The sequence below is a fragment of the Pseudomonas ficuserectae genome (assembly GCF_024584585.1).
GTDB classification, from domain to species: domain Bacteria; phylum Pseudomonadota; class Gammaproteobacteria; order Pseudomonadales; family Pseudomonadaceae; genus Aquipseudomonas; species Aquipseudomonas amygdali.
Window position 1 is genome coordinate 5,382,800 of sequence record NZ_CP085684.1, and the last position, 26,310, is coordinate 5,409,109.

A 26,310-nucleotide genomic window follows, 5' to 3' on the forward strand; every position below is an offset into this window, starting at 1 on the left:
GAATAAACTGGAAAGAGCCCCTTGATGCGGGGCTCCGTTGTTGGGTCAGAACGGAATGACTTGCACCGTCATGCCTGTGCATAACCCCACAGGGCAATGCGCTCGGCAAAGTACGGTGTGACCAGTGCGACGGTCTCCGCCTGATTGCTGGCCTCCAGGCTCATCTTTTCGCCATCGGTGCCTGGCCCTGTGACCCACAGTGTCACTGGCACTTTTTCCGCCTTCGCTTTATCGAGCAGGTTTTTCAGCGCGGTGCGACCGGCAGCCGTTGGCGGAATCCCTGTTTCGCCGATAAATGCGGCCATCTTGTTGGTCTTGGCATAGGTCAGAAACGGACCCACGATTTCATCGCGCAGAACGGTCGGCGAGATCAGGTCGTTGTTATTGGCGTAGGCACCGCTGGAGCTTTTATCGTAATCGCCGTAAGCATGGGCTTCCCAGACAATTGCATTGGCCGGGTCGACGATCTTTGACTGAAGGTTGGCAGAGACGGTGGCCCAGTTTCTGGCGCTCGCAAACTCAAGCCCACAAATGAACACCGGCTTTTTCGAGCTGTTGCGCAACGCCTGCAGCACGGTATTCATCGTGCTGATGTATAGCGCCTCAAGAGCAGGGAACGTAATGTAGTCCTTGGCACCCACCGTAGTATTCGAATACGGCTCGTTACCCAACCCCCAGCCCAACACCATCGGATCGTCGCATTCGGTGACCAGCTTCTGGTGAAAGTTGGCCAGGTGAACGGCGCTCCAGAAAGTGCCACTGACACCGTTCCCATCCTTGATCAATACCGACTCGGTTGCCTTCCAGCCGTTCTGATTACCGGCCTCCGCGGCAGGAAGAATGCGCCCGGTCAGGTTCCCGTTTGCATCGGTTTCGTAGCGATGCAAACGCATGTAGTGGTGCGGATCAGGAATGATTCTGGCCTCGCCATTGGAGTCTTCACGAATCCAGCCAAGCATTTCTTTCCAGCGCTTCACGAAGTCGGTATTCAGGTTCGCCCCTTGACCTGGCAGGCCGTCCAGAGTCGACAGCTGAATAGCGCGCTGAAGTTCGAACGGGAAACGGATCAGACGCACGCCCCGATTCTTGACCCAGGTAGTGATGGTTCCACGATTGGGCCACTGATAATGAGTCCCTGCCTCGCCAGGCACGATCTGCCCGGCGTTAGCCACTGAACCCAGGTTGATACCTACCAGCGGAATATTCTTGAGCTGGCTGACAGCAGAACTGCTATTGGACATGATTAATACCTCTGATTAGCACCGCGAGGCAGCAACGACGCTGCTGTACCTCTGTCGCTCAACGGCGATAACTCGAAGCGCGCGGCCTTCACATGATTCAACGTTCCGCAGCGGGAACATTTGATCTGGAGCTCTGTGTACTCACCCATGCGGGCCAGCAGTTTCTTGCACTGCCCGCATCGAAAGTCCTTCAACATGTGCACTGGCCTCCGTGTGCCTGACCCAATGAAAAACCCCGCCGAGGCGGGGTTTGAGGTGGGTTGCGAGTGACCGGTTGTGGCTGTTGTTCAGCCTGTTTCCGGCTGCTGCCCTGAGGCGCAAATCGCATATCGTGGGACCTTTTTACCCCCCTCCGGAAAGGCTGGGAAGGGGCAGTTTCGGGGTGGGTCGAGTTTGACCGGAGTTCAACACGAGTTCGGCCACAGCTGTGCAATCGACCCGGATAAACGGCGTGAAACCGTGTCTTCGTTCAGCCCTGTGCAGCTTTGTTGGCGACGGCGTTGTTGCTTCTGGAAGCGCTGCGCTCAGCGAGAATTGCCAGCACTTGCTGGTGAAGCTTGTTGATCCAGTTGCGATAGGTGCGGTCTGCGCCTTCATTGATGCCCACCAGACGCATCTGCTCGCGCACCGGCAACGACTCGACATAACGCAATGTCGCCAGTTGGGCCAGTTCAGGCCCGCGGCTCTTTGCAGGGCTGCGCGAAAGCTGCGCCACAGCCGCCTCGACTTCACTGCTTATATAGTCCAGGCCGCTGCCATTACCCACCAGTGCGCGCGAGCCGGGTGTGCGACGCGGAATGTACGCGCCCCATTCCATGATCCCGGCCATCGGGCTGCTCAGTCCGCCGCCCAGGCCAATGCGTATGCGCTGTTCCCCCCAATGCTGCATCACGGTTTCTATTTTCTCGATCATCGTGTCTCTCCTGTAGGACCTTTCTGAAACGCTGCGCAGCGTCTTTCGCTGCGCAGAACCAAGGCCTTACAATACATTTTGTATTTTTATGACACAACGAAGCATTACATTATGTATATTGCTCAACACCCTACAGCCTGTATGATTCGACGCATGAACAGAAAATGGTATGAAGTCGCAAGACAGGTCATGGAAACCCAGCAGATCAGCCAGGAAGAGATGGCTGAGCGGATGGGCGTGACGCCCGGCGCGGTAGGGCATTGGCTGAATGGCAAGCGTGAGCCGAAGATCGAGGTTATCAATCGGTTCCTGACCGAGCTCGGCCTGCCGATTCTCACCACCTCCATTCCGGCCAGCGAGCCCGGCATGCACAACGTGGAGCCCACGGTGCAGCCCTCGCGTTTCTATCGCTATCCGGTCATCAGCTGGGTAGAGGCCGGTGGCTGGAGTGAAGCCGTCGAGCCCTACCCTGCCGGCTATTCGGACACCTTCGAGATCAGCGACTATAAAGCCAAGGGCAGAGCCTTCTGGCTGGTGGTCCGTGGCGATTCGATGACCGCACCCGCAGGCCAGAGCATTCCTGAAGGCATGTTGATTCTGGTCGACACCGGAATCGAGCCCACTGCCGGCAAGCTGGTCATCGCCAAACTGCCGGAAAGTAACGAGGCCACGTTCAAAAAACTGGTCGAAGACGCCGGACGCTACTTTCTCAAGCCGCTGAACCCCGCCTACCCGACCCTTGCGGTGACCGAGGAGTGCAAACTGATCGGTGTCATCAGGCAGATGACGATGCGTCTCTGACCCCCGGCATGCCACGTCCAAGCCCCGATAACCGGGGCTTTTTCATGCGCCGCTGTTTCGTCCCAGGCAGGTGTCCGTGTAGGAAACATTTGTAGCTTGCGTGAGAAACACCCCTCAATTACTGTATGCACATACAGTAAAAAGGAGTTCACTCATGCTCAAGCAGTTCCCCGACACCTCGCAACATGACGCTTACCTGGCCTTGGCACAGCGCATTCAGGACGCTATCACCAGTGACAAGGCGCAGATCGAGCATCAGGTCCTGCTGATCAGGGAGCCTGGCGAATCGGTGGCTCACTGGGAGCGCATCATGGATCAGATCAGCGAGGCCGAAGGTATCAGCGTCACCCGCAACCCTGAAAACGGCACTGCTCGCGTGTCCTGGTACATCGATTCCCTGTAAGACGAACAATACAAATCGTATTTAAAATACAAACTGTATTGTCACGACGCGCTACATATCGTATTGTTTGTCTGCACCCCATCTCGGGAGTACTCACATGCAAACCACAGGGAGTCATGGAATGAACGAAATACTGGATCAACTTCGCAAAGAATTCGCCACGCCGTGCCCTTCGCTGAGCGCCGTTAGAGAGCGTTATTTTTCGCACCTGTCGAACGACAGAAATCTGCTGCGCAAGATCAACGCAGGACGCATCGACTTGAAGGTCAGCCGCACAGGCGGCAGTCGTCAGGGTCACCCCTTCGTGTACCTGCATGACCTGGCCAACTATCTGAGCGCCATCGTGACCAACAGGGCTGCCTGAGGTCAAAAAACCACCGCCGCAGCGCGATAATGTTCATCAAACTTTGCAGCCATGAAAAATCTTGCTACGTTTCCGGTACAAAACAAAAACAATCGGGATCCGTTCATGACCAAGACATCGAGGCGCTGGCCCTTCGCGGCCTGCCTGTTATCGCTTGCCTGCGGCACCGCTGCTGCCGCGCCCTATTCGACCATGGTGGTATTCGGTGACAGTCTGGCCGATGCCGGGCAGTTTCCGGATACCGCAGGGCCCAGGGGCTCTACGCTAAGGTTCACCAATCGTGTCGGCCCCACGTATCAGGACGGCAGCGGTGAAGTGTTCAATCTGAACTCATCGACGCTGATTGGCAGAATGCTCGGTGTTCCGGCAGGAGATCTGGCGGCCTCCACGTCGCCAGTCAATGCTGCGCTGGGCGCCCCGGATGGCAATAACTGGGCAGTCGGCGGCTATCGGACCGACCAGATTCTTGAGTCGATCAACTCGCAATCCACCGTTGTCGACCCGAACACAGGCACACTGCTGCGCAGCCGGACCGGCTATCTGCCCGCAAACGGTTTTCGCGCCGACCCCAATGCGCTCTATTACCTGACCGGAGGCGGCAACGACTTCCTGCAGGGTCGCGTGGTGAGTGCCAGCAGCGCAGCGCAAGCCGCCAATCAGCTGGCTGACAGCGCGCAAGCCCTGCAACAGGCCGGTGCGCGCTACATCATGGTCTGGTTGCTACCGGACATCGGTAAAACGCCAGCCTTGAGCGGTTCGCCACTGGCTTCGGCCACCTCGGCACTCAGCGCGGGTTTCAATCAGCAACTGGTCAGCCGACTGGCGCAGATCAATGCCCAGATCATTCCACTGAATGTTCCATTGCTGATCAATGAAGTCCTCGCTGAACCGGCACGCTTCGGGTTCGATCCCAACGAGAACCTGGTCAGTACCTGCTTCAGTGGCGACAGCTGCACAGAAAGCGCAGCCAACGGCAGGTCCAGCGCGACGCCGAATCCGAGCCGAGTGTTTTTCAACGACCGCGTCCACCCGACGGAAGCCGGACAACGACTGCTGGCCGACTACGCCTATTCGTTGCTCTCGGCCCCATGGGAAATAACCCTGTTGCCGGAGATGGCCAATGGCACGCTGCGGATGCATCAGGACGAGATTCGCGCGCAGTGGCTGAGCGACTGGGGCAACTGGCAAGGTGTCGGCCAGTGGCAGAGCATCATCGCCGCAGGCGGTCAGAAAATGGACTTCGACGCGCAGGACAGCTCGGCCGATGCTGATGGAAGAGGCTACAACCTGACCATCGGCGGCAGCTACCGATTTGCCGAAAACTGGCGCACCGGCGTTGTTGCCGGAGCGTATCGGCAGAATCTTGAGGCAGGCCCCAGGGACTCGGACTACAAACTCACCAGCTACATCGCCACCGCGTTTCTGCAGTATCAGGCCAACCATTGGTGGGGTGATCTGGCGGTTTCAGGCGGCAAGCTGGACTACGAAAATGCCGAGCGCAAGTTCGCACTGGGGGTCAGCGAGGGTCAGGAAAAAGGCGATACCGACGGTGAGATGTGGGCGGCCAGCGGTCGAGTCGGCTTCGACATCGCGGGGGCTTCCAGCCGCTGGCATCTGTCGCCTTTTGTCAGCGCCGACTACGCGCACATCGATGTCGATGGCTACTCGGAAAAAGGTGATCGCTCGACGGCACTGACCTTCAGCGACCAGACCCGCAAGTCGCGGCGTGCAGGCGTGGGTGTGCAGGGCAAGTTCCAGGTGACACCGAGCACACAGGTATGGGGAGAAGTTGCCCATGAACGGGAGTTCGAGAGCGATCAGCAGGACGTGACCATGGCGCTCAACAGCGTCCAGTCAGTGGGTTTCACGCTGGAAGGTTACGCACCGCAACGCGACCTGAATCGGGCAACGCTGGGTGTCAGCCAGAAGCTGACTCAAGACCTGACACTGCGCGGCAACTACAACTGGCGCAAGAACGACGACGTGACCCAGCAAGGTGTGAATGTTGCGTTGAGTATGAGTTTCTAGAGAGTCCGCTGGGCAGCCTCACTATCGTGCGTGGCGCTTTTTCGGGGTTTCACTATCGTGCGACGCTCCGCGTCGCATGCCGTTCTGGAAGCTCTGCGTCCTCTCCTGAGAACTGCGGCGCGGCGCAAATCTGTGACGCGGAGCGTCACCCAAGGCATTCCCACGCTGGAGCGTGAGGAACGATAATCTAGGCTATCGTGCGACGCTCCGCGTCGCATGCCGTTCTGGACGCTCCGCGTCCTCTCCTGAGAACTGCGGCGCGGTGCAAATCTCTGACGCGGAGCATCACCCAAGGCATTCCCACGCTGGAGCATGAGGAACGATAGCTATCTAACTACCAGAGCAGCACGCCTGCTCAACCCTCGGCAGGCTGCGACGCCAGGGCAACAGCGCGGAACATGGCGCGGCGCTTGTTCAGGGTTTCTTCCCATTCCAATGCCGGCACCGAGTCGGCAACAATGCCGCCACCGGCCTGTACATGCAGTTCGCCGTTCTTGATCACCGCAGTACGAATCGCGATAGCCGTGTCCATGTTGCCATTCCAGGCCATATACCCCACGGCGCCGCCATAGACACCGCGCTTGACCGGCTCCAGCTCATCGATGATTTCCATGGCGCGAACTTTCGGCGCACCGGACAACGTGCCAGCCGGCAGAATCGCCCGCAGTGCGTCCATTGCCGTCAGCCCGTTTTTCAATTGACCGGTGACGTTGGAAACAATGTGCATCACGTTGGAATAACGCTCGATAACCATCTTCTCGGTCAGTTTGACCGTACCGATCTCGGACACCCGCCCAACGTCATTACGGCCCAGATCGATGAGCATCAGGTGCTCGGCGATTTCCTTGTGATCGGACAGCAGGTCTTCTTCCAGCGCAAGATCGGCCTCTTCGGTGGCACCGCGAGGGCGAGTACCGGCGATTGGACGCACCGTAATCAGGTTGTCCTCGACCCTTACCAGCACTTCCGGCGAACTGCCGACGACATGGAAGTCGTCGAAGTTGAAGAAGTACATGTAAGGCGTCGGGTTGAAGCAGCGCAGCGCCCGATACAGATCGATGGGCGCGGCCTTGAAATCGATGGACATGCGTTGCGACGGCACAACCTGCATGACGTCACCCGCGAGGATGTACTGCTTGATCGTGTCGACCGCAGCCTCGTAATCATCCTGAGTAAAGCTGGAGCGAAACACCGGGTCGGCAGCCGGAGGCCGGTCCAGGTCCAGACCGCGACGCGGCGTGATCGGCTGACGCAGCTTGTGCATCAGTTCATCAAGCTGCGCGACGCCACGTGCGTAGGCATCCTGCTGCGCCGGATCGACCAGCACGATGGCGTGCATCTTGCCCGCCAGGTTGTCGAACACCACGACCGCGTCAGACACCATCAACAGGATATCCGGCACGCCCAGCGGGTCCGGGTTCGGGCAGTTGGCCAGACGCTTCTCGACATAGCGCACACAGTCGTAGCCAAAGTAGCCCACCAGCCCGCCGTTGAAGCGTGGCAGCCCGGCAATCGTCGGTACGTTGTAACGCGCCTTGAAGGTCTCGACGAAGTCCAGCGGGTCTTCGACATCCAGGCTTTCGATCTCGACGCCGTCGTGGGTCACGCTGACGTGATGGCCATGAACGCGCATCACGGTGCGGCATGGCAGGCCGATGATCGAATAACGCCCCCACTTCTCGCCGCCCTGAACCGACTCCAGCAAGTAGGAGTTGGGCTGATCGGCAAGCTTGAGGTAGATCGACAGCGGCGTATCGAAGTCGGCCAGGGTTTCGCGGGCAAGCGGGATGCGGTTGTAGCCTTCGGCGGCCAAACGCAGGAATTCTTCACGGTTCATGAGCAACCTCGTGGTTTGAGGAAAAACGGTCAGTCAGGCAAACGTGCCGGCAGGCCGGCCAGGATCAAGTCAGGCGCGCCAACGCCAGCGGGCCAGGGCCTTGATGACTTTCATCCAGAGCTTGCGAGTGACCACCACGATGGATTCTCTTGAGGAGGGACGTTTGATGTCGGGCAACAGTATCTCAGCGTCCATGTCCAGGCAACCGGGAATCAGTTTGCGCAGATCATCGATGACCATCGCCGGGTTTTCCTCGGCAATCGGCCGCCCATGGTTGTAGCCATAACTCAACGCGACGCAGGCCACACCGGCCGCCTTGGCAGCCTGTACATCACTGCGTGAATCACCCACGAACAGCGCTTGCGAGGCAGGCACACCCGCCATTTTCATTACAAAAAACAGCGCGGCAGGGTCAGGTTTTTTCTGCGGCATGGTGTCGCCACCGATGATCCAGCGAAAGAAACGCCCCAGCTTCATCTCATCCAGCAACGGCGCGACAAAGCGCTCCGGTTTGTTGGTGATGAGTGCCATTTCGACGCCCATCTTCTGCAGCCATTTCAGGGTTTCACGCACGCCGGGGTAGACCACGGTGAACTCGTGCTTCTGAGCGTAGGCACGTATGAAGATCTCCAGACCCTGCTCAGCCAGTTCATCATCGACGCCACTGTGGTCGAGGTGGTTGGCCAGCGCGCGGCGTACCAGCACCGGTGCGCCATTGCCGACCCAGGCGCGGACCGACTCAAGCCCGGCTATTGGCCGGCCAAGTTCAGCCAGCATGGTATCCACCGCTACTGCCAGATCAGGGACCGAGTCCACCAGGGTCCCGTCCAGGTCGAACATGATCAGCTTGGGCAACTTGCCTGCAAACAGCTGCTCAAAGCCGCTCATGCGCGGGATGCTGCCAGTTCTGCACGCATTTTCTCGATCACTTCCCGATAGTCCGGCGCGTTGAAAATGGCCGAACCGGCAACGAAGGTATCAGCACCTGCCGCTGCGATCTCACGGATGTTGTTGACGTTTACGCCACCGTCGATTTCCAGACGGATGTCACGGCCCGACGCATCGATCAACGCCCGCGCTTCACGCAGCTTGTTGAGCGTGCCGGGAATGAACTTCTGCCCGCCGAAACCCGGGTTGACGCTCATGAGCAGGATCATGTCGACCTTATCCATCACGTACTCCAGCAGGTTCAGCGGAGTTGCCGGGTTGAACACCAGCCCCGCCTTGCAGCCGCCTTCACGGATCAGTTGCAACGAACGATCAATGTGCTGGGTCGCTTCCGGGTGAAAGGTAATATAGGTGGCACCGGCCTCGATGAAATCACCGATGATGCGATCCACCGGGCTGACCATCAAATGCACATCGATCGGTGCAGTAACGCCATATTTGCGCAACGCGCTGCACACCATCGGACCAATGGTCAGGTTCGGGACGTAATGATTGTCCATCACGTCGAAGTGAACGAAGTCGGCGCCGCTGGACAGCACATTGTCGACTTCCTCACCCAGACGGGCGAAGTCAGCGGAAAGAATCGATGGAGCAATAACGAAGGGCTGCATGACGCACCTGTTTGAGCAGAATCACGGTGCGCGGATTGTACGCCAAGCTTCGCCTGGAGCGGTAAGCCTCAAGCTGCACGCCAATGGATTCGCCTTGGCTGGCAGCTTGAAACTTGCGGCGCCCGGTTATTGAGCCGTTCGGAGTTTTTCACTGCGCCCGCGTAACCACTCCAGTACCAGCAGCAACAGCACGGAGAAGCCGATCAGCAAGGTCGCGGCGGCAGCGATGGTCGGGCTGAGGTTTTCGCGAATGCCGCTGAACATCTGCCGAGGCAAGGTCGCCTGCTCCGGCCCGGCGAGGAACAGCGTCACCACCACTTCGTCGAACGAGGTCGCGAAGGCGAACAGCGCACCGGAAATCACCCCTGGCGCAATCAACGGCAGGGTCACACGACGGAATGCAGTCAGCGGCGATGCACCGAGGCTGGCGGCAGCGCGTACCAGATTGTGGTTGAAACCCTGCAAAGTGGCCGACACGGTAATGATCACGAACGGCACGCCCAGTACCGCGTGGACCAGAATCAGCGAGGTGTAGCTATTGCCCAGGCCCAGTGGCGCGAAGAACAGGTAACTGGCGACACCGACGATAACCACTGGCACCACCATCGGCGAAATCACCAGCGCCATGACCAGCGCCTTGCCGGGAAAGTTGCCACGGGTCAGGCCGATCGCCGCCAGCGTGCCGAAGCCCATCGCCAACAACGTAGCGGCCGGGGCAACGATCGTGCTGTTCTTTAGTGCGCGCATCCACTCGGCGGAGTTGAAGAAGTCCTGATACCACTGCAACGAGAACCCTTGCAGCGGATAGACCAGAAAGCTGCCTGAATTGAACGACAACGGCACGATGACCAGCACCGGTAACACGAGAAAGAGCAGCACCAGTGCGCAGATGATGCGCAAGGCGTAATACCAGATGCGTTCGATCGGCGATGTGTAGGGGTTCAACATGGTGACACTCCTCAGCTCAGACGCAGGCGGCTGGCGCCGACCAGCCAGCTATAAATCAGGTACAGCACGATGGTCGCCAACAGCAGTAACCCGCCGAGCGCGGTGGCCATGCCCCAGTTGATGCTGGTATTGGTATAGAAGGCGACGAAGTAACTGACCATCTGGTCGTTCGGACTGCCCAGCAAGGCCGGGGTGATGTAGTAGCCGATCGACAGAATGAACACCAGCAGACAGCCTGCACCAATCCCGGCGTAGGTCTGTGGGAAGTACACGCGCCAGAAACTGGTGAACGGATGGCAGCCAAGTGAAATGGCGGCACGCATGTAGGTCGGGGAGATGTTCTTCATCACGCTGTAGATCGGCAGGATCATGAACGGCAGCATGATGTGCACCATCGAGATGTATACGCCCACCCGGTTGAAGACCAGTTCCAGCGGCTTGTCGATAATGCCCATCGCCAGCAACGCGCTGTTGATCAGACCGCTCGACTGCAACAACACGATCCAGGCAGCCACACGTACCAGAATCGAGGTCCAGAACGGCAACAGCACCAGAATCATCAGCAGGTTGCTCTGCCGCGCAGGCAGGCTGGCCAGCAGGTAAGCCAGCGGATAAGCCAGCACCAGACAGATCGCGGTAATCACCAGGCCCATCCAGAAGGTACGGGCAAAGATATCCAGATAGATCGCCTGATCCGGGGTCGCAGGCGCGACTTCCCCAAGGTCATCGATACGATGGTCTACCGCCGCCAGCAGGTAATACGGGGTGATGCTGCTGGTATTGCGGCGCACCGCCTGCCAATAGGCCGGGTCACCCCAGCGCTCGTCCAGCGCTTCGAGCGCTTCTTTATAAGAGGCCGGTTCAGTCTTGAACGGCAAGGCGCGAGCGGTCTTGCTCAGCAGGCTGCGATAACCGGCCAGTTCCATGTTCAGACGCTTGGACAGATCGCCCAGCGTGGAATTCTTGCGTGTTTCGGCCAGGTCCAGGCTCATTGCCTTGTAGACCGACTCGGGTGGCAGCCCTTTTCCATCCCACTTTTGCACTTCGACCACAGTGGTCGGCAATGCGGCGACGACTTCGGGGTTGCCGACACTCTTGTAGAGCAGCGCAGCAATCGGCACCAGAAACACTAACAGCAGGAAAATCACCAGCGGAGCGATCAATGCCTGAGCCTTCCAGCGGTTGACCCGCTCGGCGCGAGCGAGACGTTGCTTCAAGTTAGGGCTGGCGCCTTCAGTCAGGGGCACGGCGATGGCCATAGCGAACTCCGGAATCTTTCAACGAGAGGGCGCTCCCTACAGCAGAGAGCGCCCGGATCTGACGTGATGCAGCCTGATTACTTGGCAGCCCAGGCAGTGAAACGCTGCTCAAGGGATTCGCCGTTGTCGGTCCAGAACGCTACGTCCATCTGCACCTGATCCTTGATGTTCTCAGGCGTGGTCGGCATGTTCTGCAGGGTTTCCTTGTCCGGCAGCTTGACCGCCTGGGTATTGGCCGGGCCGTAGGCGATATTCTGCGAATAGGTCTTCTGCTGCTCGGGGCTCAGCATGTAGGCGATGAACTTCTTCGCGGCATCGGCGTTTTTCGAACCCTTCGGGATGGCCCAGGCATCGAAGTCATATACGCCACCGGTCCACACGACCTTGAGGTTGCTTTCCTTCTGCACAGCAGCGATCCGGCCGTTGTAGGCCGAGCTCATCACCACGTCACCGGAAGCGAGATACTGCGGCGGCTGTGCGCCTGCTTCCCACCACTGAATGTTTGGCTTGAGTTCATCGAGCTTCTTGAACGCGCGGTCCTGGCCGTCTTTGCTGGCCAGCACTTTATAAACGTCTTTCGGCGCAACGCCGTCAGCCATCAGGGCGAATTCCAGGGTGTACTTGGCGCCTTTACGCAGACCGCGCTTGCCCGGGAATTTCTTGGTGTCCCAGAAATCGGCCCAGCCGTTTGGAGCTGTGGCGACCTTGTCGGCGTTGTAGGCCAGCACGGTGGACCAGACGAAGAAACCGGCACCGCAGGTGGTGATGGCGCCAGGCACGAAGTCAGCGGCATTGCCCAGCTGTTTCGGGTCCAGCTCTTCAAACATGTCCTCATCGCAACCACGGGCCAGCTCCGGCGATTCGACTTCTACCAGGTCCCAGGAAACGCTCTTGGTGTCGACCATGGTTTTGACCTTGGCCATTTCACCGTTGTATTCACCGGCGATGATCTTGCCGTTACCGGCCTTTTCCCACGGCGCGTAGAACGCCTTTTCCTGAGCGGCCTTGTTGGCACCGCCAAAGGAGATGACGGTCAGGTCGGTGGCTGCCATGGCCTGCGCGGCGCACATGAGGCCCAACGTGATGGCGGTGAACTTCAAAGACTTCAACATAGGTTCTTTTCTCCACTAGCAGTGTTGGTAAGCGATTGGGATGGGCGATCAGGTCGCCTCTGTTATTGCTTTTATCGGTAGATCAATGCACTTGCTGCAAGGGGTCGAGCGCGCGGACGTGCTCGACTTGCCAGCCGATCGGCACGACATCGCCCACGCTGAGCGTCGGGTCCAGTTCAGCAATCGGCTGTTTGACGAAGAAGTCGTTCTTGCCGGCTACCTCCAGACGCACGCGAACGTGGTCGCCCAGGTAGATGAACTCGGCCACGCGGCCGGAAAAACGGTTTGCACAATTCTCGCTGCGACCATTGAGGTTGATGCGCTCAGGGCGGATCGACAGGGTCACCGGGCCGCCAGGCTGGCCGACGTTGATCGCCAGCGCATGCACTTTTTCGCCGCGCTCAAGCTCGACGACACAGCGGTCGCCATCCTGACTGACCAGACGTCCATTGAGGCGGTTGTTCTCACCGATGAAGTTGGCCACGAAGGTGTTCTTCGGCTCTTCGTACAGGCTGCGTGGCGGTGCGATCTGCTGGATCTCGCCCTGATGAAAGACGGCGACCCGGTCGGACATGGTCAGGGCTTCGCCCTGGTCGTGGGTCACGTAGACCACGGTCACACCCAGACGCTGATGCAGGTGCTTGATCTCCATCTGCATGTGCTCACGCAGCTGTTTGTCGAGCGCGCCGAGCGGCTCATCCATCAGCACCAGTTGCGGTTCGAACACCAGCGCACGCGCCAGCGCCACGCGCTGCTGCTGGCCACCGGACAACTGCGCCGGGTAACGATGTGCAAAGGTGTCCAGCTGGACCATGCCCAGCGCCTTTTTCACTTTCTCGCCAACATCGGTCTTGCTCATGCCACGCACCGACAACGGGAACGCCAGGTTCTCGGCCACCGTCATGTGTGGAAACAATGCGTAGTTCTGGAACACCATGCCGATGTCGCGCTTGTGCGGCGGCACGTTGTTGATGGCGCGGCCACCGAGGAGGATTTCGCCAGCCGTCGGGGTCTCGAAACCGGCCAGCATCATCAGGCTGGTGGTCTTGCCCGAGCCGGACGGGCCGAGCAGCGTCAGGAACTCACCCTTGCGAATATCCAGGTTAAGGTCTTTGACGATCAGTGCTTCGCCGTCGTAGCTCTTCTGCACACCACGAAAGCTGACCAGAACATCATTTGCTCCAGCGCTTGTATCGACGTCGCTCATTACCCACACCTTTGTTTTGTCTGCGTGGGCTCAAGCCTAGAGCAGCCTGAATGCCCCGCAAATCGGCAGCCGGGAGAGAATCGCCTAGGCAGGCTGGAAGGCGGGGGGGTAGGGATTGCCCTACAGCGATGGCGCGATTGAGTATGTGAGTGAGCCTGATCGTTGCGCACGCCCCAGCGTGGGAATGCAGTACGTGACGCTCTGCGTCACAAAAGAGGACGCAGAGCGTACAGAACGGCATGCCGACGCGGAGCGTCGCACGATAGTTGTGAGTAAGGCACCGACCCGACACTCAACTGGAGTGTCGTTTTCAGACTCAGAGCAGTTTGTGCTCCATTGCGTATTTGACGAGATCGGCCAGTGAGTTGAGTTTCATTTTCTGCATCAGCCGCGCCTTGTGGGTACTGATGGTTTTGCTGCTCAGTGCCAGTTGCTGGGCGATGTCGTTGACGTTGGCACCCTGCGCCAAGCGCTCGAACACCGAGAACTCGCGCTCCGACAACAATGAGTGCAAAGGCCGGCTATCGGTCAGGCCCACTTCAAAGACCATGCGGTCGGCGAGGTCCGGGTCGATATAGCGCCCGCCTGCCGCTACCCGACGAATTGCCGTCAGCAGCAGCGCCGGGTCGCTGTCCTTGGTGGCATAACCTGCGGCGCCGACTTTCAGCGCACGTGCCGCCATCTGTGCTTCATTGTGCATCGACAGCACCAGAATGGCGGGCGGACTGGCCAGTGCGCGAATTCGCGGAATCGCCTCAAGACCATTGACGCCGGGCATGGAGATATCCAGCAACACCACTTCGCAGGCCACATGACGCAAGGTTTCGAGCAGTTGCTCGCCATTGCTGGCCTCACCGACCACTTGCAGGTCTCTGGCCAGACCAATCAACTGCTTGATCCCTTCACGCACGATGGTGTGGTCTTCGGCTACCAAAACACGAATCACTGGCTTCGCTCCTGTGCGACGGGGTCCAACGGGATGTAGGCGCGCAAGGTTGTGCCCTCACCGGCATCGCTGTCCAGCTCCAGTCTGCCGCCGAGCATCAGCACCCGCTCGCGCATCCCGACCAGACCGAATGAAACCACCCTGCCCGACTCGACGACAAACCCCTGCCCGTCATCGGCGATGCTCATGCACATCATGCCATCCTGCAACGTCAGGCTGATTTCCACCGTGTGCGCCTGGGCGTGGCGCATGACGTTGGTCAGCGCTTCCTGGAGAATCCGGAACATGCCAGTGGCTCTGGCATCGCTAAGCACCGGGAGGTTGTCCGGCACCTGCACCAGGCAAGGGATTTGCGTGCGCGCCTCGAAACGGCGTGCCTGCCATTCGATGGCCGACGCAATGCCGGCGTCGAGAATCGGTGGCCGCAATGCCGTGGCAACATCACGCACCAGTTGAAACAGCTGAGCGATGAGACGCTTCATGCTGTCCAGTCGCTCACCAAGGCCGGGGTCCAGGTCAGCATAGGCCAGTTCGCACATTGATGTTTCCAGCTTCAGCACCGTCAGCATCTGCCCCAGCTCGTCATGCACCTCGCGAGCAATACGCGCCTTCTCTTCTTCACGCACGCTTTCCAGGTGCGCTGATAATTCACGTAACTGATCATGCGCACGGCGTCGTTCGCTGGCATCGCTGAGAAACACCACCAGGTATTCCGCCTCGTGAAAGCGCAGGAAGCTCAACGAGACATCGGCAGGCAGAAGACTGCCATCAGCGCGCAGACAATGGGCCTCGAACACCTGCGGGCTGTCTTCGCGGGAACGCGCGTTCTTCCACAGGTTGAGCCAGCGGTCCATGTGCAGACCGGGCTCGAAATCAATCAACGGGCGCTCGACCACCTGTCCCGGCGCGTAGCCGAGCATGGATTCCGCCGCCCGGTTGGCGTAACGCACACGACTGTCCCAATTGACCCAAAGGATGCCGACAGTGCTCTGGTCGATGGAGAATTGCGCCAGACGCAGCGCCTCCTCCCCCTCGACGCGACGGGCGAGTTCTTCTCGCGCGCAAAGCAACTCCTGCTCCTGCGCTTGCTGCTGGCGACGCTGCCAGATCACGATGGCGAAACAGGCCAGCAACATTACCAGCAGCAGAATGCACAGGTTTTTCCAGAGCTTGGTCGACTCGATGAAATGCGATGGGGTGAGTGGCATCCAGCGCGCGTGCAGTTGCTCCAGCTCTTTGGCAGGAATCGCGCGCAACGCTTCGCTGACAATGGCGGCCAGCTCCGGCATGTCACGGCGTGAAGCCACGCGCAACAGTTGCGGCAGCCCGATATCCCCCACTATCGCAAGCCCGGCAAACTCCGGCTCGCGGAGCAAACGGCTGAGCTGCGCCTCGTCCACCACGGCATACCGTGCCTGCTGACTGAGCAGCAATTGCAGCGCCTGACGCTCCAGCGGCACGCCTTGCAGGTTCAGGTGCGGAAAATTGCTGCGCAGGTAATCGGCGGCAGGGCCTGGCATGCGTACAGCAACCCGCGAAAGGCTGTCGAGTTTCTCGAGGTCCACGGCAGTGCTGCCGTCACGTTCGCCGATCAACAGTTGCGAAACACGCAGATACGGATCGGAAAACAACCACAGACGCAGGCCCGCCGGGGTCTGCATCAAACCAGGCGCAACATCGATTTCACCATTGGCCAGAGCCTTCTCAAGCGCCGCCTGATCAGGAAAGTTCCGCCACAGCAACTCGACCGGCAGCGTTGCTGCCAGCGCGTTCATCAGGTCGACGTTAGCGCCGGACAACTGCTGCAAACGCTGATCGAACTGGGCGTAAGGCGCGCGCAGTACCAGGCCAACCCGCAATGGGCCATGCTGATCGAGCCAGCTACGCTGTGCTGAACTCAACTGCGCAGGTTCAGGCGTTTGTGGCTCGTCGGCCTGCGTATTCGCCATCTGAACCATCAAGAGCAAAGCCAGGCAGCCGATAAAGCCGGTGCGCAGAAGACCAATCATCAATGTGTCGCTCTCGTGTGTTCGTATGACGGCCATATGCCGCGCAGGCTCAGGCCTGACAAAAGCCGATCAACCCATTAGGCTGCCGGGACAGTTTCTGGCTTGGAATATCCGATGTCCTACACCTTTCGCGCAACGTTTCCTGCATTGTTTCTGTCATTGGTCCTGCCTTGCGCATTGCCTGTGCTCGCAGCCGATCCGGCCCCGGCCAAGGACGCGGCTGCCGAAGCGCCGGTAGAACGGGCACCGCTGCTCAGCCGCTCGCAGGAAGACGCGATAGCGCTGGAGCGTCAATTGCCTCGCGAGGATCAGCAGCAACTTCAGGCGGGTGACGAAAGCTTTCTCGCGCTCTGGAAGCCCGCAAACAGTGACGAGCCCCAGGGCGCGGTGATCATTGTGCCTGGCGACGCCGAGTCACCGGACTGGCCGGATGCCGTCGGCCCGCTGCGCAGAAAATTTCCGGATGTCGGCTGGTCAAGCCTGAGCATCACCCTGCCGGATGCGATAGACAACAGCCTGGTGCCACGCGAGCCCGACGCCGCCTCGACCGACGCGAACGCTGCCAAACCCAAGGAATCCCCTAAGGACGCCAGTGCGAAAGCGCAAGACCCGGCAGCTGAAGCCGAGGCTCTGGCTGCCGCAGCAACCGCAAAGGCAGCTGCCGACGAGGAACTCAACAAGGCTCAGGCCGAGCGCATCTTCGCGCGGATCGAAAGCGCGATCAGCTTTGCGCAGCAGAACAAGGCTCGCAGCATCGTATTGATCGGCCATAGCAGCGGTGCCTATTGGGCAGCCAGATTCCTCAATGAACGCACATCGCCTGCCGTGCAGAAGCTGGTGATGCTTGCTGCGCGCGAGCCGGTCAATGCTGCGCCTTCTCTGCTGGACATGGTGCCTCAGCTGAAAATAAAGACCGCCGACTTCATCTACAAAAACTCGCCGGACCAGGCCGCCAAAGCACGTCTGCAGGCCAGCAAACGCGCCAAAGGCCCCGGTTTTACGCAGATTGGTCTGATCAATATCGTGGGCAATGAAGATACCGAGCAAGAACAACTGTTCCGCAGGGTTCGTGGCTGGATAGACGCCAAGGAAGAAAAATAAGCTTCACCCCGAGCGCCCGACGCACAGCAGGCTCAGTTGAACCCGCGTCGGGCCTTTACCACCCGATAGGCGTTATGCAGCTGGCTGGTCTTGTCGGTAGCCACCCGCACTTGCTGAGGGTTGGCACCCGAACCGGCAACCTTGTCAGGGTGATGCCGACTGAGCAGCCGACGGTAGGCGCGCTTGATGCTTAAAGGATCGGTGTCCGGTTTTATTCCCAGAAGCGTCATCGCGCTTTTGTAGTCATCACCGCTACTGACCGGCGAACGCTTCATCGGGTCGTGATCGGCAGCCAGCGCTTCGACTTGTGGTCCTGTCCAGCCCAGCCACATGCCCCATACTCCGATCAGCTCGCGCTCGACCCGGGAAGCCTTGCCATCCGCCCAGGCCATGCGCCAGCAGGCACGCAACAACTCCTCGGCGGTGTCCGGCTGCCCGTGCAGACCGCGCAAATAACTGCGCAGGCCGTCGGCACCGTCACGACCGCGTTTGAAGGCGTTGATGGCGCGCAACTGGTCCGCCTCGTTCAGGTTCAGACGGCGCATTTCGGTACGGGCCTGATTAATATGACTGGCCAGGACACGTCCGTCACTCTTGGCCAGACGGCCCAGCAACACAAACAGCAGCCCATCGGCGGGTATCGCCGCCCGCCCGCCCAGACGCTCGCGCAGGTGCGCCCAGCTCTGCAGCTTCAGGCGCCGGTCCAGCGCCTGCCCCAATAGAGCACCCAGCATCGCGCCCGGGATGCTGGCAATTGCATAGCCGACACCCGCGCCGATCAATGTGCCAGACCAAAGCATTCAGCGGGTCTCCGCAAGCAACTGCTCGACTTCAGCCAGACGCTCGTGCGTGCCGACATCGACCCACCGCCCTCTGTGGTGCTCTCCCGTTACCAGGCCTTGATGCATGGCCTCACGCAACAACGGCGCAAGCTTGAACGCACCGGGCTCGCAGTTGGCAAACAACTGTGGATGCAGGATGGCGATGCCGCTGTAGGTCAGCCGCTGGCCTGCCGAATCGTCATCGCGCACCTGACCGTCAACCAGCGAGAAATCGCCAGTGGGGTGATGTGCCGGGTTATCGACCAGCACCAGATGCGCGAGACCGGCTAGCGGCACGCGCAAAGCGCTGAAGTCATAGTCCGTCCAGATATCCCCATTGATCACCACAAACGGCTCAACGCCCAGCAATGGCAAGGCCCGATGAATCCCGCCGCCTGTTTCCAGCGGCTGGCCTTCGGGGGAATAACGGATGCTCAGGTCGAAACGCTGACCGTCGCCCAGATAATCCTCGATCTGCTGCCCCAGCCAGGCATGGTTGATGACCAGCTGGTGAAACCCGGCTGCGCGCAAGGCGTTCAGGTGGTGCTCGATCAACGGCATCCCCCCGGCACGCACCAACGGTTTGGGCGTGTGCAGGGTCAACGGGCGCATTCGCTCGCCTTTACCGGCGGCGAGAATCATGGCTTTCATGCAGTCCTCTTCAACACAATCAGGTTTCTTTCAAAATGGCCGTTTTTCAGGCCGTCGCTGGCGTATCAGACAGCGGTCTCTACCGGTTGCTGCAGACTGGTGAGCAACTGCCCGAGCTGAGCCAGCTCGGGGCGGCGCGACAAAACTGCCTCTATATAAGCGAAAAAGCGCGGGACGTCTTGCAGATAACGCGGCTTTCCATCGCGGTGGCAGATGCGGGCAAAAATACCGATCACCTTCAAATGGCGCTGAACACCCATCAGATCACTGGCGCGCTCAAAGGCTGCAAAATCTTCCTGCACCGGGATACCAACGGCGCGCGCCTGATCCCAGTAGGCCCTGAGCCAGTCGCTGACGCGTTCTTGTGGCCAGCTCAGGAACGCGTCCTTGAACAGGCAGGTCACGTCATAGGTGACCGGGCCGTAGACAGCGTCCTGAAAATCCAGCACGCCTGGATTGGGCTCGCTGATCATCAGGTTTCGCGGCATGTAGTCGCGATGCACCAGCACTTTGGGCTGCGCCAGAGCGCTGTTGATCAACAAATCGCTGGCCTGCTGCCAATCGCTCAGTTGCGCCTCGTCCATCTCAATACCCAGGTGGCGCTTTACGTACCACTCGGGGAAAAGCTCCAGTTCACGGCGCAGCAACGCGACGTCATAGCTGGGCAGCGGCGCGTCCATCGGCAATTGCTGATAGGCCAGCAGCGCCTGGATTGCATCGGCGAACAAGGCATCGGCATTGTCAGCGTCAATCACATCCAGATAGGTCTGACGGCCAAGATCATTGAGCAGCAAAAAGCCTTGCGTCAGGTCTTCGGCATAAATTTCTGGAACATTAATGCCCGACTTTTTCAGTAAATGAGCGATATCCACAAACGGTTTGCAGTTTTCCTGCGGTGGCGGCGCGTCCATCACAATAAAAGTTCGGCCAGCGCCCTCCCAGCGAAAATAACGACGAAAACTTGCGTCACTACTGGCCGCAGTCAATGTAGCCGGGGGTACAGCGCCCCAATTTTGCGCCGCAAACAGCGCTGGCAACTGCTCATCGAGCCAAACTTTCAGGGATTGCAGGCGTATATCTTGATCTGACATTACAAGGGTCTCCGACGGCGCTAGCCGTCAAGCGGGTCATGCTTTATTATCCGGAATCTTTTTCAGCCCATCGAGAGGCGTGCGGCCCCCCCGCGGGCAGATGGCGCGCAGGAAGCCCGGACTAATAAGATGGCATTGAAATCCCCCGCGTTTCGTAAAAAATTTCCGTTGCTCGTAACCGGCAGTCTGCTGGCGATGCAACCTCTGGCCACTCAGTTCGTGGTCGCCGCGGAACAGTATGACTGCTCAGTCTCTGCTTCGGGTGCCTGGAACTGTGCGCCGAAATCCAATGCTGCTGCAGTGGACCTGCCTCCGCGCCCCGTGCATGACACGACGTCGGTCAGTTCCAACGGCACAGTCACCTCGCAAAGCACCTCTTCGGGTGAGCAGGTTGCGGGTACGCAACTGGTTACCGAAGCCAAGGGCAAAGGTCTCAGGTCGCGTAGTGCTGACTACAGCCACCTTGATTGGGTTCCTCGTGAAAAGCTCACCGCAGCACAACTGGCCGAGACCGGTCCGTATTGCTCGGGTGCCTACGTCGAGCCGATCCGCCCAGGCATGGACGACAAGACGCCGATGAAAGACGCGCCTATGTTCGTCGGAGCCAAGGCTTCGCGTTACGAACAGGAAGCGCAGGTCGCGACGCTGGCAGGTGATGTCGTGTTGCGCCAGGGCAGCATGCAGGTACAGGCCCAGGAGGCCGCACTGCATCAGGCCGAGAACCGTGGCGAGCTGAACGGCGATGTCCGTCTGCGCGACAACGGCGCGCTGATCGTCGGTGACAAGGCCGAGCTGCAACTCGATACCGGCGAAGCCCGTGTCGACAATGCCGAGTACGTCCTGCACAAGTCGAACATCCGCGGTAACGCCCTGTACGCCAAGCGTGCAGAGAACGCGATCATCCGGCTCAAGGACGGCACCTATACGACGTGCGAGCCGAACAGCAACGCCTGGACGCTCAAGGGCAACAACATCACGCTGAACCCGGCCACCGGCTTCGGTACAGCGACCAACGTTACCCTGCGGGTCAAGGACATACCGGTTCTGTATACGCCGTATATCTACTTCCCGATCGACGACCGTCGTCAGTCCGGTTTCCTGCCGCCGTCCATTGCGGCAGGCGGCGATAACGGTTTCACGCTCGTTACTCCGTACTACTTCAACCTGGCACCGAACTACGACGCCACGTTGTACCCGCGTTACATGGCTGACCGCGGCCTGCTGATGGAAGGCGAGTTCCGCTACCTGACCAAAGGCAGCGAAGGCCAGTTTGGCGGCGCGTACCTGAACGACGAGAATGACGACCGCAAGCTGCAGTCGGACTACGACAAGACTCGCTGGATGATCAACTGGCAGCACAAGGGCGGACTTGATACGCGCTGGCTGACCCAGGTTGATTACACCGACATCAGCGACCCGTATTACTTCCAGGATCTGGAAACCGATCAGATCGGCGTTAAAAGGACGGACTTCCTCAACCAGCAGGGCTCTTTGACCTACCGTGGCGACAGCTACTCGGCAGTTTTCAACGCTCAGGCCTACAAACTGGCGACGGTTGCGAACATCACGCCTTATAACCGCCTGCCTCAATTGATGGTCAACGGTACGTTGCCGTACAGCCCTGGCGGGTTGAAGTTCGATTACCAGACCGAAGCCGTTCGTTTCGACCGCGACCTGCGTAATGGCGTATTTGTTGACGAAGACGGCAACTTTGAAAACCGTCTGGACACCAACGTTACTGGTCTTGACCGGGCAAACGGTGATCGCCTGAACCTGGCACCATCCGTCAGCCTGCCGATGAACTGGACCTACGGTTTCCTGACACCCAAGCTCAAGTATGTTTATACCCAATACGACTTGAGTCTGGACGGTATAGGCAAGACTCAACTGGCTAACGCAGGCGGAACGTTCGACAGCAGCGTAAACCGCAGCGTGCCGATCTTCAGCGTCGACAGCGGCCTGTACTTCGACCGTAACACCAACTGGTTCGGCAAGGATTACCGTCAGACCCTGGAACCGCGCCTGTTCTATCTCTATGTACCTGAGAAAGACCAGACCGACATCCCGGTATTCGACACCAGCGAAAGCACGTTCAACTATGCCTCGCTGTTCCGTGACAACCGCTTCACCGGTTCCGACCGCATCGGCGACGAGAACAAGCTGTCGCTGGGTATCACCAACCGCTGGATCGAAGACAACGGCTTTGAACGTCAACGCTTCAGCATCGGCCAGGCGCTGTATTTCGAAGACCGCAAGGTGCAGTTGCCAGGCGTCGTGTTCGCTGATCGTGATGATGCGCGTTCCAAAGTTTCGCCTTACGCGCTGGAATACGAATACCGCTTCAACCGCGACTGGCGCTTCAACTCCGATTTCAACTGGGATCCGGACAGCAAGAGCACCCGTTCGGGCAGCGCAATGTTCCATTACCAGCCTGAAGACAACCCGAACAAGATCGTCAACCTCGGCTATCGCTATCGCAACGACCAGATTCGTTACGACGAAAGCACTGGCCGCTGGATCGTGGGCGGTGGCGACTACGGACGTCCGGGCGATGACAACTACGTGAAGGACTACTACAAGATCCAGCAGCACGATTTCTCGGTCATCTGGCCAATCGTGCCGCAGTGGAGCCTGATCAGCCGCTGGCAGTATGACTACAACCGTGAACGCACCATCGAAGCTTTCGGCGGGTTCGAGTACGACAACTGCTGCTGGAAAATGCGTCTGGTCAATCGCTACTGGATCGACTACGACGAGTTCAGCCAGGCAGCACCTCAGAACGAGAAAGGCGACCGCGGCATATTCCTACAAATCGTGTTGAAGGGGCTCGGCGGTGTAACTGGCGCCAAGGTAGACAGCTTCCTCGACAAAGGCATTCAAGGTTATCGTGAACGTGAAGACCAAGCTTTCTGATTGTCTGCGCCCGCTGATGCTGGGCGCGTTACTCCTGAGCGGTGCAGTGCATGCTGCGGTTCAACCTCTGGACAGTGTCGTGGCTATCGTCGACAACGATGTGATCATGAAAAGCCAGATGGACCAGCGTGTACGTGAAGTTCAGCAGACCATTGCCAAGCGTGGCTCTGGTGTACCGCCTGCAGAAGCCCTGCAACCACAGGTTCTGGATCGTCTGATCCTGGAAAACCTGCAGTTGCAGATGGGCGAACGCTCTGGCATTCGCGTCTCAGACGACGAGTTGAATCAGGCCATTGGCACCATTGCCCAGCGCAACAACATGAGCGTGGAGCAGTTCCGCGCCGCGCTGGCTCATGACGGTTTGTCCTATAACGATGCACGCGAGCAGGTGCGCCGGGAAATGATCATCAGCCGTGTGCGTCAGCGCCGGGTGGCCGAACGTATCCAGGTATCCCAGCAGGAAGTTAAAAACTTCCTCGCCTCCGATCAGGGCAAGGCTCAGTTGTCTGAGGAGTTCCACCTGGCCAACATCCTGATCGCCACGCCTGACAGCGCCTCTTCGGACGCCATCCAGGCTGCAGCGGTCAAAGCCAAGGGCATTTATGACCAGCTGAAGAAAGGTGCTGACTTCACCCAACTCGCAGCCACCAGCTCCTCCAGCGAAAATGCACTGGAAGGCGGTGACATGGGCTGGCGCAAGGCTGCGCAACTGCCACCGCCTTTCGGTGACATGCTCAGCGCGATGCCTGTCGGCGACGTGACGCCTCCAGCGCGCACGCCGGGTGGGTTCATTATCCTCAAGTTACTGGAAAAACGTGGCGGCCAGGGGCAGGCACAAATGCGTGATGAAGTGCATGTGCGTCATATCCTGATCAAACCGAGCGAAATCCGTAACGAAGAAGAGACCAAGCGTCTTGCCGAGAAAATCTACGACCGCATCCAGAATGGCGAAGACTTCGCCGAACTGGCGAAAAGCTTTTCGGAAGATCCGGGCTCGGCACTCAATGGCGGCGATCTGAACTGGGTTGATCCGAACTCTCTGGTTCCGGAGTTCCGGCAGGTCATGAACGAAACGCCACAAGGCGAATTGTCCAAACCGTTCAAGACCGCTTATGGCTGGCACGTTCTGGAAGTTCTCGGTCGTCGTTCCACGGATGCTACCGATCAGGCGCGTGAACAGCAGGCGTTGAACGTACTGCGTAACCGCAAGTACGACGAAGAGCTGCAAACCTGGCTGCGTCAGATCCGTGACGAAGCCTACGTTGAAATCAAACTCCCTGGCGCGACCCAGGCTGCGCAGTGAAACCCAAGCGTTTCGCCCTGACACCCGGTGAGCCGGCCGGCATAGGCCCTGACCTTTGCCTGCTGCTCGCCACGCAGCCTCAGCCATACCCTCTGATCGCCATCACCAGCCGTGACCTGCTCCTTGAGCGGGCCGCGCAACTGGGTGTGGCGGTCAGTCTGCTTGACGTCACCCCTGATAAGCTTCCCGACCTGCCTGCGCCTGCCGGCAGTTTGTACGTCTGGGATACGCCCCTGGCAGCCGCGGTAGAAACCGGCGTGCTGAACAAGGCCAATGCAGCATTCGTACTGCAAACCCTGACTCGCGCTGGCCAAGGCTGTCTCGACGGGCTGTTCAGCGGCATGATTACTGCCCCGGTGCACAAAGGCGTCATAAACGACGGCGGCATCGCTTTTTCCGGACACACCGAATTTCTTGCCGAACTGACCCACACTGAACAGGTGGTGATGATGCTGGCGACCGGCGACCTGCGCGTGGCACTGGTGACCACGCACCTGCCGTTGCGCGAAGTAGCTGATGCCATCACGCCAGACCGACTGGAGCGCGTGACACGCATCCTGCATGCCGATCTGGTGAACAAATTCGGCATTGCCCGCCCGCGTATTCTGGTCTGCGGCCTCAACCCTCATGCTGGCGAAAGCGGGCATCTGGGCCGAGAGGAAATCGACATCATCGAACCGACTCTGGAGCGCCTGCGCAGCGAGGGCCTGGACTTACGCGGCCCACTGCCTGCCGACACTCTGTTTACCCCAAAATATCTGGAGCACTGCGACGCAGTGCTGGCGATGTACCACGACCAAGGCTTGCCCGTGCTGAAATACAAAGGTTTCGGCGCAGCAGTCAATGTGACGCTCGGCCTGCCGATTATCCGCACTTCTGTCGATCACGGCACGGCGCTGGATCTGGCTGGCAGCGCGAACGTTGACACCGGCAGCCTGCACGTTGCACTGCAAACCGCCTACCAGATGGCCGAGACCCATTCATGACCGAGCAATACCAACACCGGGCGCGCAAGCGTTTCGGTCAGAACTTCCTGCACGACGCAGGCGTTATCGACAAAATCCTGCGCGCCATTCGTGCCAAACCTGAAGACCGGCTGCTGGAAATCGGACCGGGCCAGGGCGCGCTGACCGAAGGGCTGCTCAACAGCGGCGCACAGCTGGACGTGGTCGAGCTGGACAAGGACCTGATCCCGATCCTCACCGGCCAGTTCGGCAACAAGCCAAATTTCAACCTGCATCAGGGTGATGCACTGAAGTTCGACTTCAACAGCCTGGGCGCCGAACCGCGCAGCCTGCGTGTCGTGGGCAACCTGCCGTACAACATCTCGACGCCGTTGATTTTTCATCTGTTGCAAAACGCCAGCCTGATCCGCGACATGCACTTCATGTTGCAGAAGGAAGTGGTCGAGCGCATGGCTGCCGGTCCCGGCGGCGGTGACTGGGGTCGCCTGTCGATCATGGTCCAGTACCATTGCCGCGTGGAACATCTGTTCAACGTAGGGCCGGGGGCGTTCAACCCGCCGCCGAAAGTGGACTCGGCCATTGTGCGTCTCGTCCCTTACGAAACATTGCCGCACCCTGCCAAGGATCACCGCGTGCTGGAGCGGGTCGTTCGCGAAGCGTTCAACCAGCGTCGCAAGACCCTGCGCAACACGCTCAAGTTGCTGTTGACCAGCGATGAGATTACCGCTTCCGGAGTAGACGGCAGCCTGCGTCCCGAGCAACTCGACCTGGCTGCATTCGTCCGTCTGGCAGACACTCTCAGCGAGAAAGTTGTGACAGAGTGAACCCTGAGGACAAG

At 59.3% G+C, this 26,310-nt stretch carries 24 protein-coding genes; 9 read left to right on the top strand and 15 right to left on the bottom strand.

Going from position 1 to position 26,310, the window contains the following annotated elements; genetic code table 11:
* Nucleotides 1-68: 68 nt before the first annotated feature.
* The 3 genes from LJU29_RS24140 to LJU29_RS24150 all read right to left on the bottom strand — a co-directional run bounded on the left by LJU29_RS24140 (nt 69) and on the right by LJU29_RS24150 (nt 2,154).
* Nucleotides 69-1,241: a cellulase family glycosylhydrolase gene (locus tag LJU29_RS24140; protein WP_016982694.1), complete on the bottom strand. Its 1,173-nt coding sequence runs from the start codon at nt 1,239-1,241 to the stop codon at nt 69-71.
* 2 nt (nt 1,242-1,243) lie between these two features.
* Nucleotides 1,244-1,438 carry a Com family DNA-binding transcriptional regulator gene (locus LJU29_RS24145; protein WP_005757998.1) on the bottom strand — a complete coding sequence of 65 codons (195 nt, stop codon included), beginning with the start codon at nt 1,436-1,438 and terminating at the stop codon, nt 1,244-1,246.
* 272 nt (nt 1,439-1,710) lie between these two features.
* Nucleotides 1,711-2,154 carry a hypothetical protein gene (locus LJU29_RS24150; protein WP_005757996.1) on the bottom strand — a complete coding sequence of 148 codons (444 nt, stop codon included), beginning with the start codon at nt 2,152-2,154 and terminating at the stop codon, nt 1,711-1,713.
* 189 nt (nt 2,155-2,343) lie between these two features.
* On the opposite strand from LJU29_RS24150, the gene LJU29_RS24155 reads away from it, so the two are divergent.
* The 4 genes from LJU29_RS24155 (at nt 2,344) to estP (ending at nt 5,750) form a co-directional block, all read left to right on the top strand.
* Nucleotides 2,344-2,955: a LexA family protein gene (locus LJU29_RS24155; RefSeq protein WP_003372744.1), complete on the top strand. Its 612-nt coding sequence runs from the start codon at nt 2,344-2,346 to the stop codon at nt 2,953-2,955.
* A gap of 154 nt (nt 2,956-3,109) precedes the next feature.
* Nucleotides 3,110-3,358 (top strand): DUF1654 domain-containing protein, encoded by a 249-nt coding sequence (locus LJU29_RS24160; protein ID WP_002551908.1) that lies wholly within the window; start codon nt 3,110-3,112, stop codon nt 3,356-3,358.
* Nucleotides 3,359-3,479: 121 nt separating this feature from the next.
* Nucleotides 3,480-3,722 carry a pyocin activator PrtN family protein gene (locus LJU29_RS24165; RefSeq protein WP_003316268.1) on the top strand — a complete coding sequence of 81 codons (243 nt, stop codon included), beginning with the start codon at nt 3,480-3,482 and terminating at the stop codon, nt 3,720-3,722.
* Between the two features lie 105 nt (nt 3,723-3,827).
* Complete coding sequence (gene estP / locus LJU29_RS24170; protein ID WP_257111269.1) at nt 3,828-5,750, top strand: esterase EstP; 1,923 nt, start codon at nt 3,828-3,830, stop codon at nt 5,748-5,750.
* Between the two features lie 355 nt (nt 5,751-6,105).
* Here the strand turns inward: estP and trpE are convergent, their stop codons facing one another.
* The 9 genes from trpE to LJU29_RS24215 form a co-directional block, all read right to left on the bottom strand.
* The gene (gene trpE / locus LJU29_RS24175; protein ID WP_257111270.1) at nt 6,106-7,587 is read right to left on the bottom strand and encodes an anthranilate synthase component I; all 1,482 of its coding nucleotides are present in this window, start codon (nt 7,585-7,587) and stop codon (nt 6,106-6,108) included.
* Nucleotides 7,588-7,656: 69 nt separating this feature from the next.
* Nucleotides 7,657-8,475 (bottom strand): phosphoglycolate phosphatase, encoded by an 819-nt coding sequence (locus LJU29_RS24180; protein WP_257111271.1) that lies wholly within the window; start codon nt 8,473-8,475, stop codon nt 7,657-7,659.
* Nucleotides 8,472-9,146: a ribulose-phosphate 3-epimerase gene (gene rpe, locus LJU29_RS24185; RefSeq protein ID WP_005733270.1), complete on the bottom strand. Its 675-nt coding sequence runs from the start codon at nt 9,144-9,146 to the stop codon at nt 8,472-8,474. Before rpe ends, LJU29_RS24180 begins: the two co-directional genes overlap by 4 nt.
* Nucleotides 9,147-9,272: 126 nt before the next feature.
* Complete coding sequence (locus LJU29_RS24190; protein ID WP_257111272.1) at nt 9,273-10,094, bottom strand: ABC transporter permease; 822 nt, start codon at nt 10,092-10,094, stop codon at nt 9,273-9,275.
* 11 nt (nt 10,095-10,105) lie between these two features.
* On the bottom strand, nt 10,106-11,353 hold the full coding sequence (locus tag LJU29_RS24195; RefSeq protein WP_005743992.1) for an ABC transporter permease: 1,248 nt from the start codon (nt 11,351-11,353) through the stop codon (nt 10,106-10,108).
* A gap of 77 nt (nt 11,354-11,430) precedes the next feature.
* On the bottom strand, nt 11,431-12,465 hold the full coding sequence (locus LJU29_RS24200; protein WP_257111273.1) for a polyamine ABC transporter substrate-binding protein: 1,035 nt from the start codon (nt 12,463-12,465) through the stop codon (nt 11,431-11,433).
* Between the two features lie 82 nt (nt 12,466-12,547).
* Complete coding sequence (locus tag LJU29_RS24205; RefSeq protein ID WP_005733265.1) at nt 12,548-13,672, bottom strand: ABC transporter ATP-binding protein; 1,125 nt, start codon at nt 13,670-13,672, stop codon at nt 12,548-12,550.
* Nucleotides 13,673-13,988: 316 nt separating this feature from the next.
* Nucleotides 13,989-14,618 (bottom strand): response regulator, encoded by a 630-nt coding sequence (locus LJU29_RS24210; RefSeq protein WP_004660136.1) that lies wholly within the window; start codon nt 14,616-14,618, stop codon nt 13,989-13,991.
* On the bottom strand, nt 14,615-16,663 hold the full coding sequence (locus tag LJU29_RS24215; RefSeq protein ID WP_257111274.1) for a sensor histidine kinase: 2,049 nt from the start codon (nt 16,661-16,663) through the stop codon (nt 14,615-14,617). Before LJU29_RS24215 ends, LJU29_RS24210 begins: the two co-directional genes overlap by 4 nt.
* A gap of 78 nt (nt 16,664-16,741) precedes the next feature.
* Between LJU29_RS24215 and LJU29_RS24220 the strand changes: the two genes are divergently transcribed.
* The gene (locus tag LJU29_RS24220; RefSeq protein ID WP_004663780.1) at nt 16,742-17,728 is read left to right on the top strand and encodes an alpha/beta hydrolase family protein; all 987 of its coding nucleotides are present in this window, start codon (nt 16,742-16,744) and stop codon (nt 17,726-17,728) included.
* Between the two features lie 32 nt (nt 17,729-17,760).
* On the opposite strand, the gene LJU29_RS24225 is transcribed toward LJU29_RS24220, so the two are convergent.
* The 3 genes from LJU29_RS24225 to LJU29_RS24235 form a co-directional block, all read right to left on the bottom strand.
* On the bottom strand, nt 17,761-18,528 hold the full coding sequence (locus LJU29_RS24225; protein ID WP_257111275.1) for a TerB family tellurite resistance protein: 768 nt from the start codon (nt 18,526-18,528) through the stop codon (nt 17,761-17,763).
* Nucleotides 18,529-19,200: an N-acetylmuramate alpha-1-phosphate uridylyltransferase MurU gene (murU, locus tag LJU29_RS24230; protein WP_257111276.1), complete on the bottom strand. Its 672-nt coding sequence runs from the start codon at nt 19,198-19,200 to the stop codon at nt 18,529-18,531. It lies immediately after the preceding gene.
* A 65-nt stretch (nt 19,201-19,265) separates the two neighbouring features.
* Entirely contained in the window at nt 19,266-20,291 is a 1,026-nt protein-coding gene (locus LJU29_RS24235; protein WP_257111277.1) for an aminoglycoside phosphotransferase family protein, read from the bottom strand.
* A gap of 129 nt (nt 20,292-20,420) precedes the next feature.
* Between LJU29_RS24235 and LJU29_RS24240 the strand changes: the two genes are divergently transcribed.
* The 4 genes from LJU29_RS24240 to rsmA are packed head-to-tail and all read left to right on the top strand — an operon-like array spanning nt 20,421 to nt 26,296.
* Nucleotides 20,421-23,204 (top strand): LPS-assembly protein LptD, encoded by a 2,784-nt coding sequence (locus tag LJU29_RS24240; RefSeq protein ID WP_257111278.1) that lies wholly within the window; start codon nt 20,421-20,423, stop codon nt 23,202-23,204.
* Nucleotides 23,185-24,507, top strand: coding sequence for a peptidylprolyl isomerase (locus LJU29_RS24245; RefSeq protein WP_005757964.1), 1,323 nt, complete (start codon nt 23,185-23,187; stop codon nt 24,505-24,507). The genes LJU29_RS24240 and LJU29_RS24245 overlap by 20 nt, the downstream gene beginning before the upstream one ends.
* Nucleotides 24,504-25,493 (top strand): 4-hydroxythreonine-4-phosphate dehydrogenase PdxA, encoded by a 990-nt coding sequence (gene pdxA, locus LJU29_RS24250; protein ID WP_257111279.1) that lies wholly within the window; start codon nt 24,504-24,506, stop codon nt 25,491-25,493. Before LJU29_RS24245 ends, pdxA begins: the two co-directional genes overlap by 4 nt.
* Complete coding sequence (rsmA, locus tag LJU29_RS24255) at nt 25,490-26,296, top strand: 16S rRNA (adenine(1518)-N(6)/adenine(1519)-N(6))-dimethyltransferase RsmA (RefSeq protein ID WP_005757958.1); 807 nt, start codon at nt 25,490-25,492, stop codon at nt 26,294-26,296. The genes pdxA and rsmA overlap by 4 nt, the downstream gene beginning before the upstream one ends.
* Nucleotides 26,297-26,310 lie beyond the last annotated feature (14 nt).